10 protein-coding genes are annotated in these 12146 nt (G+C 33.8%); 3 read left to right on the top strand and 7 right to left on the bottom strand.

All coding sequences use genetic code 11. The annotated features are described in order from the left end of the window. Nucleotides 1-2 precede the first annotated feature (2 nt). The 3 genes from DFQ11_RS07100 to DFQ11_RS07110 all read left to right on the top strand — a co-directional run bounded on the left by DFQ11_RS07100 (nucleotide 3) and on the right by DFQ11_RS07110 (nucleotide 2737). Nucleotides 3-926 (top strand): homoserine kinase, encoded by a 924-nt coding sequence (locus DFQ11_RS07100; RefSeq protein ID WP_110475167.1) that lies wholly within the window; start codon nucleotides 3-5, stop codon nucleotides 924-926. 114 nt (nucleotides 927-1040) lie between these two features. Beyond that, nucleotides 1041-2339: a threonine synthase gene (thrC, locus tag DFQ11_RS07105; protein WP_110475168.1), complete on the top strand. Its 1299-nt coding sequence runs from the start codon at nucleotides 1041-1043 to the stop codon at nucleotides 2337-2339. A 47-nt stretch (nucleotides 2340-2386) separates the two neighbouring features. After that, nucleotides 2387-2737: a ribose-5-phosphate isomerase gene (locus DFQ11_RS07110; RefSeq protein ID WP_110475169.1), complete on the top strand. Its 351-nt coding sequence runs from the start codon at nucleotides 2387-2389 to the stop codon at nucleotides 2735-2737. On the opposite strand, the gene bshA is transcribed toward DFQ11_RS07110, so the two are convergent. From bshA to DFQ11_RS07150, 7 genes are all read right to left on the bottom strand, one after another. After that, nucleotides 2730-3869 (bottom strand): N-acetyl-alpha-D-glucosaminyl L-malate synthase BshA, encoded by a 1140-nt coding sequence (bshA, locus tag DFQ11_RS07115; RefSeq protein WP_110475170.1) that lies wholly within the window; start codon nucleotides 3867-3869, stop codon nucleotides 2730-2732. The genes DFQ11_RS07110 and bshA overlap by 8 nt on opposite strands. Before the next feature lie 104 nt (nucleotides 3870-3973). Continuing rightward, on the bottom strand, nucleotides 3974-6922 hold the full coding sequence (locus DFQ11_RS07120; RefSeq protein ID WP_110475171.1) for a glycoside hydrolase family 3 N-terminal domain-containing protein: 2949 nt from the start codon (nucleotides 6920-6922) through the stop codon (nucleotides 3974-3976). A gap of 181 nt (nucleotides 6923-7103) precedes the next feature. Beyond that, nucleotides 7104-8330 carry a phosphoserine phosphatase SerB gene (serB, locus tag DFQ11_RS07125; RefSeq protein WP_110475172.1) on the bottom strand — a complete coding sequence of 409 codons (1227 nt, stop codon included), beginning with the start codon at nucleotides 8328-8330 and terminating at the stop codon, nucleotides 7104-7106. 31 nt (nucleotides 8331-8361) lie between these two features. Continuing rightward, entirely contained in the window at nucleotides 8362-8847 is a 486-nt protein-coding gene (locus DFQ11_RS07130; protein WP_110475173.1) for an ABC transporter ATPase, read from the bottom strand. 35 nt (nucleotides 8848-8882) lie between these two features. Further along, the gene (locus tag DFQ11_RS07135; protein ID WP_110475174.1) at nucleotides 8883-10376 is read right to left on the bottom strand and encodes a PH domain-containing protein; all 1494 of its coding nucleotides are present in this window, start codon (nucleotides 10374-10376) and stop codon (nucleotides 8883-8885) included. Continuing rightward, complete coding sequence (locus tag DFQ11_RS07140; RefSeq protein ID WP_110475175.1) at nucleotides 10363-10884, bottom strand: PH domain-containing protein; 522 nt, start codon at nucleotides 10882-10884, stop codon at nucleotides 10363-10365. Before DFQ11_RS07140 ends, DFQ11_RS07135 begins: the two co-directional genes overlap by 14 nt. A gap of 259 nt (nucleotides 10885-11143) precedes the next feature. Further along, complete coding sequence (locus DFQ11_RS07150; protein WP_110475177.1) at nucleotides 11144-11926, bottom strand: (Fe-S)-binding protein; 783 nt, start codon at nucleotides 11924-11926, stop codon at nucleotides 11144-11146. Between the last annotated feature and the right edge of the window lie 220 nt (nucleotides 11927-12146).

Genomic DNA, 12146 nt, shown 5'->3' on the forward strand with positions numbered 1-12146 from the left:
TTATGAAAAATGAAATAAAGATTTTCTCACCTGCAACGGTCGCGAATGTCGCCTGTGGTTTTGATGTGCTTGGTTTTTGTTTAGATTCCATCGGTGATGAAATGATTATTAGGAAAACAGAAGCTCAAGGCCTCAAAATAACAAAAGTAGAAGGTTACGATTTGCCTTATGAAATTGAACAAAATGTAGCTGGAGTTTCAGCTCATGCTATGTATACTGCGTTAGAACCAGATTGTGGTTTTGAGATTGAAATCTATAAGAAAATAAAACCAGGAAGTGGCATTGGAAGTAGTGCTGCAAGTGCTGCAGGAAGTGTATGGGGAATGAATGAATTACTGGGAAATCCTTTAAATCAAACTCAACTCACCTATTATGCCATGAAAGGTGAGGCATTAGCTAGTCAGTGTGAACATGCAGACAATTTAGCTCCAGCCATCTTTGGAGGATTCACTTTAGTGAAGTCAATTGACCCATTACATATTTTACAATTACCTACACCTTCAGAACTCTATGCGACATTAATACATCCGCAAATAGAAGTAAAAACATCAGAGTCAAGAGCAATTCTTCCAAAGGAAATTCCATTACAGAATGCTATTTCTCAATGGGCAAATGTTGGTAGTTTAGTTCATGCGCTACATACCGCCGATTATGATTTAATAAAAGAGTCATTGATTGATAGTGTAGTTGAATCGCACAGAAAAGAATTAATTCCGCATTTTGATGCTGTCAAAACGGCTGCTTTAAACGCTGGAGCATTAGGTTGCGCAATTTCTGGAGCTGGACCTTCCATATTTGCATTGAGCAAAGGTAAAAAAACTGCGACTGCAGTGGAATCGGCGATGCGAATTGTGTACTCCAATACAGAAATAGAATTTGAAACTTATGTTTCCAAAATTAATGTAGAAGGCATATATAAAATATAAACTGTTACAAAAGTCCGTACAAAGTAAACATAGTGGCTCCCAAAGGTTTCGTGTTTAAGCACGGAAATTATTTTGATTTAGAATAGTCTCAGTATTTAAAGTATTAAAAAACATATGAAATATTATAGTTTAAACCGCATAGCGCCTAAGGCAACATTTAAAGAGGCTGTTATAAGAGGACTCGCTCCTGATAAGGGGTTATATTTTCCGGAATCTATTACACCTTTAGATGCAAGCTTTTTTGAAACTATTGAAGAGAAGTCAAATACGGAAATAGCTTTTGAAGCAATAAAACAGTTTGTTGTTCCTGAGATTCCTGAAGACATTCTTAAAAGTATTATTGAGGAGACTTTAAATTTTGATTTTCCTGTGGTAGAAATTAATAATAAAGTTTCAGTATTAGAATTGTTTCATGGACCAACGATGGCTTTTAAAGATGTTGGTGCCCGCTTCATGGCGAGATGCTTAGGCTATTTTAATCAATCAAACACGAAGGATGTCACAGTTTTAGTTGCCACATCAGGTGACACAGGAGGTGCAGTTGCTAATGGTTTTTTAGGCGTGAAAGGTGTCAATGTAGTTATTCTCTATCCAAGTGGAAAAGTAAGTGATATACAGGAGAAACAATTAACGACACTAGGTCAGAATATCACAGCTTTAGAAGTTGATGGCGTCTTTGACGATTGTCAAGACATGGTAAAACGTGCATTTTTGGATGAAGATATAACTAGCAAAATACAATTAACTTCGGCTAATTCTATTAATATAGCACGTTGGTTGCCACAACTATTTTACTTCATGTTTGCATACAAACAATTAAAGTCAACATACAATAGTATTTCTTTCTCTGTTCCAAGTGGCAATTTTGGAAATATATGCGCTGGCATGGTTGCTCAGAAGTTAGGTTTACCTGTAAAACATTTTATCGCCGCTAACAACGCTAATGATACTGTTGTTAATTATATGGCTACGCAATCATATAAACCTAAACCATCGGTTTCAACCATTAGTAATGCCATGGATGTTGGAAACCCTAGTAATTTTGTGAGAATATTAGAATTACATCAGCATAACTTTGAGGCTCTAAAAGGTAATTTTTCATCATTTAGCTTTACAGATGACGACACTAAAACTGCACTATTTGAATTATATAATGATTATAATTATGTTGCAGACCCTCACGGGGCCGTTGGTTTTCTAGGTGCTAAATCGTATTTAGAAAATAATGATGGTCATGTCGTATTTTTAGAAACGGCTCATCCGACCAAATTTTTAGACACCATTAGCAAAGTGATTAAGCGAGATGTACCACTTCCACCCCAAATTTCATCTATAATGGACGGCCAAAAGCAATCCATAAAAATAAATTCGTATGGCCATTTAAAAAGCCATCTATTAGAGAGTTATTTTTAATAATTAATACTGAAATTCAATTTGAGGTATAAAAAGAAGTATTCATAATGTCAAAGGTTCAATACACTATATGTGTTATAGAGTTATCGAAACGCGTATTCACAGAAAATGCAAAATTTAGAAACGCCAATCCTCAGTTTAATGGGGTGTTAGAATGTTTATATGTAGGCATGACTAGTAAATCACCGAAAGAACGATTTTTACAGCATAAATCGGGTTATAGGAATAAAAAAGGTTATAAAATATCTTCAAATATTGTTGAAAAATACGGTACGTATTTACGTCCGAGTTTATATAATCATATTGATCCTTTTTTCAACAGAGCCGAAGCTTTAGTTGCAGAAGAACAAATTTCTTTAGAATTAAGAAGAGAAGGATACGCCGTTTGGTTTAACTAAGCTTTAAAAATTCCTTTAAGGTTTCTTCATAAATCTTTTCATACATAGGAACAATGTTGTGTAAGTCAAATTTTTGAGATTGCGATTTTGCATTCGCTTTAAATTGATCCAAAGTGTCCAAATCTGTTAAGATTTTTAGAGCATTCCTAGACATATCATTAACAGCACCTACATCACTTAAATATCCAGAAAATCCATCTTCATTAACTTCAGACAAACCACCGGAATTAGTAGAAATCACAGGAACATTACTAGCCATTGCTTCTAAAGCTGCTAATCCAAAACTTTCAGTTTGTGAGGGTAACAAAAACAAATCACTAAAACATAAAATTCGGTCAATTTCATGACTATTTCCAAAGAATACTATGCGATCAGATATTCCTAATTCTTCAGCTAATAATTCGGCCTTCTCCTTTTCTGGACCATCTCCAACCATCATTAATTTGGCAGGTAGTTCTTTTTGAATATTATAAAATATTGTAATGACATCAGGAATACGTTTCACTTCCCTAAAATTACTTATATGGGTGATGATACGCTCATGATCTTCTGCCATCATTCCTCTCTGACAATCCGTATAACTATGGACATGTTTTTCTAAATCGATAAAGTTAGGCACTACATGAATGTCTCTTTTAATATCAAATAATCTCATGGTTTCCTTCTTCAAGCTTTCCGAAACTGAAGTTACAGCATTAGATTTATTAATACTAAATGTTACTGCAGGCTTGTAAAACGGATGACTTCCCACTAAGGTAATATCTGTTCCATGTAAGGTGGTAACGATGGGCACATTAATCCCTTCGTCTTTAAGCATTTGTTGCGCCATATAAGCCGCATAGGCATGAGGAATGGCATAATGAACATGTAGCAATTCAATACCATGTAACTTTACCATATCCACTAATTTACTCGATAAGGCGAGCTCATAAGGCTGGTATAGAAATAAAGGATATTCTGGAACATGTACTTCATGAAAATGAACGTTGTTACTCAACAATTCTAAACGAACAGGCTGACTATAAGTAATAAAATGAATTTCGTGTCCTCGTTTTGAAAGCTCTAAGCCCAATTCTGTAGCCACGACGCCACTTCCGCCAAAGGTTGGATAACAAACTATTCCTATTTTCATCTAAAGTTTTATATTTTTTAAAGTCCTTAAAGTTAAGTTTTTTTCAACTGTAGATTTATACTTTAAGTTCTTTTTAACGCGCTCATTACAAGAAACACCTACAATTAATCAATAATTGCCTCGTAGATAAGACGTTGTATTTCTGTTCTAATGTTCTCTCTTAATAATAAATTTTTTCCCGCTTCCGGATAAGTTCTGTTCGCCAAAAACACATAGACCAATTCTTCTTCGGGATCTGCCCAGGCGTAAGTTCCAGTAAAGCCTGAATGTCCGAAACTGGTCATTGATAAACAGCCACAAGTTGGGCCTTCCTCACCCAATTGGGGTTTATCAAAACCTATTCCTCGTCTGTTGTTTTCACTGCAATAATAACAGTAGTTGAACTTATCTACTGTTTCATTTTTAAAGTAGCGCTTACCGCCGTAGAATCCTTTCTGTAAGTACATCTGCATAATTTTAGCAACATCATTGGCGTTGCTAAATATACCTGCGTGTCCTCCTACTCCATTTTGCATTGCAGCTCCCATATCATGAACGTATCCGTGAATTTCATTGTAACGGTAATAATTATCTACTTCAGTAGGAACAATATCTTTTAAACTAAATTTATTTCGAGGATTGTACGTCGTATAATTCGCTCCTAAAGATTTATAAAACCGATCTTCAACAATTTCATCTAAAGGTTTATCATAAAAATCTTCTAAATACTTTTTTAGAATATAATACGGCAAGTCGCTGTAACGGTAACGCAGACTTGATAATAATTCGCTATCTCTTATAACTTTCTGAATAGAATCCATATAGTCATTGCGCATATAGAGTGTATTCGTCACCTCCACTTCAAATCCTTTGATTGGTGATCTTCTATAGTATTTAGGATCAGGTTTCTTTGTTACAGAATCTAACGTTGCATAGTAAAATGGTATCCATGGTTTAAGCTGAGCATAATGAGATAGCATTTTTTTTAAGGTTACATTTTTCTTATTCGTTTTTTTATATTCAATAAGTAAGTCTCCTAGCTTATCATCTAAAGAAACAGAACCTTTTTCCTCGAGTTCCATTAAAACCGGAAGGGTAGCTAATATCTTTGTTAAAGAAGCAACGTCGTAAACATCATCAAAATCTACTTTGTTTTTTTTTTCATACGTATGGTATCCAAAGTTCTTATTATAAACAACTTTACCTTGCCGCGCTACTAATAGTTGGATTCCGGGTGTCATTTTTTTTTCTACTGCATAATTAGCTACAGAATCGATTCGGCTTAACAATTTAGAATCTATTCCAACACGTTCAGGTAGACTATACCCCAAACTCAATAACGAATTATAGGTTTCTCCAGTTCCGACAGGAAAATAAGGTCCAGCGCTAACTGGAAGCTTACCCTTCGCACCTACTGCTCCAAATATAATTTGAGCTGACTTTTCTTGAGCAATTTTACTGTTTTGATAACTCATTACAATCGCTTCAATATTTTCAACAGATTGCAAATCGTTTAAAGCGTAAGGTCTCGCAAAAACATCTAAAATAATAGTATTTGTTCTTGCAATTTCATACAACCAAGCCATTTCTCTTTGAGAGAATTTAAAGCCTTTCCATGGATTGGCATTAGACTTATGAAATCCAACAACCACCGTATTATAATTTTGAAGTTTTGCTATGACATCGTCTAGTTTATCTCCTTTTATTTCGTGGACTTTAGTGTATTTTTTTAATTCATCTAAAAATACAGAACCATCATCATCACCCAAAGACACATAGGCTATTTTCTTAGTTTCTAAGTTTCTAAGTGGTAATAATGAGTTTGTGTTTTTTACCACTGTAATAGCATTTTCCATCAACTCTTCGTACAGTAAATCGTCTTTTAACCTATTTAAATCTGACTCTAAATTGGCAATTCCAATTGGTAAATAGTTATTCAAACCAACCTTATATTTAGCCATTAAAATTTTCTTCACCGAATGTGCTAAACGATCTTCAGTAATGGTTCCATCATTATAGGCTTCAACAAACCTTGAAATACCTGTCACTGGGTCTTCAGACATTAACATGACATCATTTCCTGCTAAAAATGCCATTAAATCAATTTCTCCTCCTTTATTTCTACCTTTTGATGTCGATCCTTTATTTATATAATCTGCAGCACCTTTCATGGTTAAAGCATCCGTAAATATTAAACCATTAAACCCTAAACGTTCCTTTAAAATATCGGTAACAATATGTTTAGATAATGAAGAAGGAAATCCATTCCTTTTTTCTAAACTCGGCACATTTAAATGCGCTACCATAACACTAGCTAGACCTTCTTTTATTAGTTTTTTATACGGATGAAGTTCAATAGAATCAATTCGTTCTGCGCTAAAATTGATAGTTGGTAACATGTGATGAGAGTCTCCCTCTGTATCGCCATGGCCAGGGAAATGCTTAGCATTAGCTAATGTTCCTGCACTTTGCATACCTCTCATGAAGGCTAAACCTTTAGCAGTCACATTATCTCTATCTTCACCAAAGGAACGGTTTCCTATTATTGGGTTTTTAGGATTGGTATTAATATCTACAGCTGGTGCAAAATTAAAATGAACTCCTAATCGTTTAGAATGTTCGCCAATATATCTGCCTGTTTCTTCAACTAATTTATCATTTTGAATTGCTCCAAGTGTCATATTCCAAGGGAAAGCATAAGTAGAGTCTAAACGCATACTCAATCCCCATTCGGCATCCATTCCTATTAAAAGTGGAATTTTAGAAGCCGCTTGTAATTCATTATTTAGTTGTGCTTGACGAACTGGTCCTCCATTAGAATAAATTAATCCACCTATATGCTGATTTTTAATTAATCGAGCGATACTAGCTTCATGTACCTTACTTTTATTAGAAAACACCTGAACCATGAAAAGTTGTCCAATTCGTTCTTGAACTGTCATGGAATTATAAACACTATCCACCCATTTCTGTTGTTGAATTGGATCTTTAGATTGTAATGGATTATCGCCGAGGTTTTGTGCGAAATTTACTTGAAAACAAGCAAATAGAGATATAAGTAAAAGGTAACGCATTGGTAATCTTTTATATTTTATAGGTTTAACTCAAGTCTTTAAAAGAAAAATATTCTAAGGCTATTAGAAATCTACTATAGCTGATACTATGTTAACGATTATTGTGCCAAATTAGCATAATTAAAAGGAAGTAAAAAGACTTTAAGATAGATTTACAATCTTAAAATCAGTCTCTAATAATTTATTTATGCAGTAAATCAATTTGGCGATCATGATAACCCAATAAGTATAAAACGCCATCTAACCCTATACTTGAAATAGAGTTTTGAGCGTTATCTTTAACTTTTGGCTTTGCATGAAAAGCAATTCCTAATCCGGCGAGATTTAACATTGGTAAATCATTGGCACCATCGCCAACAGCAATCGTTTGTCCAATATCAATTTCCATTTTCTCGGCGAGCAATTTTAAATATTCAGCCTTCTTATTCCCATCTACAATTTCACCAATATATCCACCGGTTAAAACACCGTCTTTGATTTCTAATTGGTTGGCATAGACGTAATCGATATCGAGTTCTTTCTGTAAATATTTTCCAAAATAGGTAAAACCTCCAGATAGAATTGCCGTTTTAAATCCGTAATAATGAAGTGTATCAATAAGTCGTTTCGCACCTTTAGTTATTGGTAAATTTACGGCTACATCATGTAAAACATCTTCACTAAGGCCTTTTAATAGTTTCATCCGTCTTTTAAAACTCTCATTGAAATCTATTTCACCTTGCATAGCAGATTCTGTAATGGCTCTCACTTGGTCTCCTACGCCTGCCAGTTCCGCTAATTCGTCTATCACTTCGGTTTGAATCAAAGTTGAATCCATATCAAAACAAACTAATCGACGGTTCCTTCTAAATATATTATCAACCTGAAAGGCAATATCGAAATCTAATTCACTCGATATCTCCATAAATTTACGAGTAAAATCTACCTTATCACCTATCTTTCCTCTTATAGATAACTGAATGGAAGCTCTTGGGTAGTCGTCCTGCTTTACAAGAGATGTACGACCAGTCAAACGTTTTATGGAGTCTATGTTTAAGTTCTTTGCTGAAATGACTTTAGTGACTTCAGAAATTTGCTTAGCAGCAAGTTTTTCGCCCATAATGGTTACAATGTAGCGATCTTTCCCTTGCTGATCTACCCATTCCTCATAATCGTCAAGTGAAATTGGTGAAAATTTAGCCGTAATACCAAGTTCATAAGCTTTGAATAATAAATCCTTTAGAACTGCTGCTGAATCCTTTCCTGACTTAATTTCAAATAAAATACCTAAAGACAAAGTATCGTGAATATTAGCTTGACCAATGTCTAAAACCTTGGCGTCATATTCCGCGAGAACTCCTGTTAAACTCGATGTTAAACCGGGTTTATCCTGCCCTGTTATATTTAATAAGAAAATGTCAGTTGCCACGTTTGTAATGCTTTAAAGAATTATCTGCCTTTTATTTGATAAATCTATTGTGCCAGCTTTCACTTGCCGGTACTTCCCAATTCTCATTAAATTCAGCAATATTTGTCACCAAATTATTAAAGACAATAGTGTTTTTAGAAACCGCTTTTTGTTTCGCCATTTTTCTAAAATCAACCAAAGATTTATAAGCAATGAATTCGCCTTGTTTGTAAGACACATTCATTTTGTCCATTAAATCAACATTGTATTGTTGCTCTAATTGTTGAATAAAACTCACTGAAGAATCAATTGAGCATCCTGTGGCATCATTAAAACTCTGATCTAAAGCTAGAACAATAAAGCGTTTATAAACAATCTTATAACCCGCTTGAAGATCTTTTCCATGTGCTGTCCAAGATTCAATGAAGGTCTCAAGTTGCCCCTTTAACTGCTCAATTTCTTGATCCGTAAACGAACGATTCGCTTGGTATATCCAAATACGAGATTCTTCTGGTAATGCATTAAAATCTACTAACATAGTATTCTATTTTTCTAAATAGCAAAAGTACAATATTACATCCAATCTCTATCTTGAGATTCCACCTTAAATAGGAGGAAATTATAAATGGATAAGGCCTCCGCTTTTGAGACATAAGGGATGGTGACTTTTTTTGAAGCCGTAGAAATAACCACTGAAGCGATGTGACGACGTTTCTGAAAAAAACTTTGCTTTAATTTGATGCCTTGAATTTTATGAATTTCAAGAATATTGGTTGTCGTATCTATAACGCCACTTCCAATGGTGATATAATTGTTACTTATCTTGTAATAGGCTTTTTTATAAGCATAGTACACATATAACACTGCTAAAGGAACAATTAGCACATTTATCCACCAAAGTTCAGTCCCAAAGATGAAGAACGCCAATCCATTTGTTACTGCTAAAAATAATAACATGTGGTAAGTTGAAATACGCATAAAATAAGGTCTAGGCTTAGACAACTCACCTTCCCTATCATAATCGACTAATAATTTATCAATTAAATAGTTGACTTGATCTTTTTCTAAAGCGACAATATTGAAGTTTTTTTGCTGCTTTTGATCGGTCATGGCTTGTCTTACGGCTAAGCTATGAAGTCCTAAATATTGTTTCACTCGATTAGTCGTAATTACGATATTCTGAATGCGACTTGGTGTTAGACTTAAGGACACTTTATTAAATAAACCTTTATTGATTTCAATAGTTTTTTGATGCTCTACAACCTCTAAATTGAAATTGATGATGAAAGTTTTTATAATTGAAAACAAAAACGAAACCACTACAAAAACCAACACAATAAGTATGTTAGTAATTAGAAGGTTAATTAACGTCCCTTCTTCAACTTTCACATAGTCTTTAGCATATTCTATGACTTCTAATTCTTCGAGGTATTGTTGAAATTCTGTATACAGACCAAACCCAAAAGCCAGTATTAACGTAAAACTTTTGAAGTGATTTTGAGATAGACCTTCTAATAAGAGACGTTTTGGAGTGACCTTAAAGAAAACATCACGTCCATCTGTTACTTCGACACTATGCTCATCAACGTTTGCTTTAGTAAATAACTTTTTTTTCAGAAGTAAAGCTGTCGGTTTATCCAAAGCACTAATTTCTATTTCCGCTTTTTTATCACCCGCAGTTTCTATTTTAACAGAAACCACATCAATCAATTGTTGAAGGAAATTTTGTTTGATATATACATTCTGAATTTTAGATTTCGGAATGATGGTCGTGTCTTTATTAATGATGCCAGTAGATAAATGAAAATCGTCTTCACTCAAATGAAATTTGAAATTGAGATATTTTAATATGGCTATGATAAATATGACTATTAAAATTCCTATGAATCCTAACCAAATCATTGTAGGTGTTAAACTTCCAATGGTTTTACCTTTCATCAAAGACAAACCAAATGCAATTAAAAGCACAAAAAACTTTTTGAAAAATTTAAAAGCATTAAAAGCGAAAATAATGATAATGCCTTTTGAAGACTGCCGTATAGGTTGCGAAAAATCAGTTACTTCCATTAATATTGGCACTAATGATTTCCTTTATTTTTTTAGCTTCAAGATGTGGCAGCCCTTTAATACTTAGGTCGCTTCCGGCTTCACCAGCGGTAAAGAGTTTCAACGTGGATAATCCAAAATGTCTTGCAAGCCAACTTCTAGATTCTTCAACATGTTGAATTCTAGAAATAGGAACAGCAATAATTGAATGCACAATTAATCCTTTGGCATATACTACATCGTGCTCTCGAATAGCATATTTTCGTTTTTTAAAAGCTAAATAACTATATATAAAGTTAATGATACAAAACACTATAACAACTAAAAGGAGATACCAGAAATTAATTATGACATGCTCATCATTTTCTGTAATATATTTTCCAATAAAAACTAAGCTCACCAATAATGCATAAAGCAATAATTGATTAAGTACAATAATTTTGAAATAGGATTTTGAAATTGGTTTTAAAACAATATCTTCAAGCTGAGGTATGTTTTCCGTTTCTATTTGAAGATTTGTGAAATTCATTATTAAAAAATGATTTGCTGATTATGTGCCGATGTAAAAAACTATTTCTTCTTTTTAGGATTTTTAAAAGAGAATACAACGCTCATCAGAAATCCTAAAAGCAATGTGTTGATTACGAATTTTGTCAAGGAGAATGGTTCACCAATATAAAGATCATAACCAGCCATTATTATTGCATAAGCTAATCCGCCTATTAAACCTGGAATAATCCTTTTTTTCAAAGGGACTTTCTCAATCTCGTTACCCACAACTTTTTGAATTAGGCGTTGGCTATCAATTCAGCGATATCCATTACTGAAATTTCAGATTCTTTTTCTTTAAATTTTACACCATCCGTCATCATGGTGTTGCAATAAGGACAACCTGTAGCTATAATTTCTGGTTGTGTTTCTAGTGCGTCTTCAGTTCTAAGAACGTTAATTTCTTTATTTCCTGGTTCGGCATCTTTAAACATTTGTGCTCCTCCTGCTCCACAACACAAAGCTGTACTTTTATGACGTTTCATTTCAACCAAAGTCGCATTGGTTTTTTTAAGCACATCTCTAGGCGCTTCATAAACACTATTCGCTCTACCTAAATAACAAGGGTCATGGAAAGTGATTCGTTTTCCCTTATAGGTATTACCATCTAAGGTCAAACGACCAGCACTCATAAGTTCTTTAATATATTGTGTATGGTGAATAACATCATAGTTGCCACCAAGACCAGGATATTCATTTTTAAGACAGTTAAATGAATGCGGATCACAAGTTACAATACGTTTGATTCCATAGCCATTTAAAACTTCAATATTCATGACCGCTTGCATCTGAAATAAGAACTCGTTTCCTGCACGCTTAGCGACATCTCCTGTATTACTCTCTTCTGTTCCTAAAACAGCGAAATCGACATTAGCTTTATTTAAGATTTTAACAAAAGCCTTAGTGATTTTTTTTGCTCTATCGTCATAACTACCAGCAGAACCCACCCAAAATAAAATTTCTGGTTGCTTCCCTTCTGCCATATATTCTGCCATTGTTGGCACTCTTAGTTGCTCGCTCATAATTTTTGTATCTGTCTTAATCTAAATTGATTTTTGAAAAAGCTGTTACGTTATTCAAAACCTTATTCCTGATGTTTAAATAGTTTTAATTGAATATAGGTTACCAACGTGAAAAGAGAAATTGCCATAAAGATTCCACTAATAAAACCTATTATAAAACCAGATTCCATATATAATAGTGAGATCCATATTATACTAGATACTATTCCTATTACTAATC

It is taken from the genome of Winogradskyella epiphytica, from assembly GCF_003217215.1.
Classification (GTDB): Bacteria; Bacteroidota; Bacteroidia; order Flavobacteriales; family Flavobacteriaceae; genus Winogradskyella; species Winogradskyella epiphytica.